The organism is Methylobacterium sp. C33D, from assembly GCF_053345825.1.
Window position 1 is genome coordinate 1 of sequence record NZ_JBKFAV010000282.1, and the last position, 254, is coordinate 254.

The 254-nt window shown below is 63.8% G+C and carries 1 pseudogene; it reads right to left on the reverse strand.

Annotation, left to right across the window (positions count from 1 at the left end):
* Positions 1 to 124 (reverse strand): annotated as a pseudogene (locus ACLBXO_RS32385) (IS3 family transposase); the annotation flags it as partial.
* Between the last annotated feature and the right edge of the window lie 130 nt (positions 125 to 254).

Below are 254 nucleotides of genomic sequence, written 5' to 3' on the forward strand. Positions count from 1 at the left end.
TCCATGACATGCGCGATGCAGGCGCGTCGGCGCGCGGGGCTGGTCAGTTTCCCCGGGCAGCCTCCTGCAGGATCAGTTTGTCGAGCGTGAGATCCGCGATCGCCTTCCGGAGCCGCTGGTTCTCGGTTGATCCTCCCTCGTCCTCGCGGACACCTCTGATACGCTCATGCTGAGCGGGGAAGGTGTCGGATGGCAAAGACGAGACGAGAATTCACGCCGGAGTTCAAACGCGAAGCGGTCGCCCTGCTGGAGAG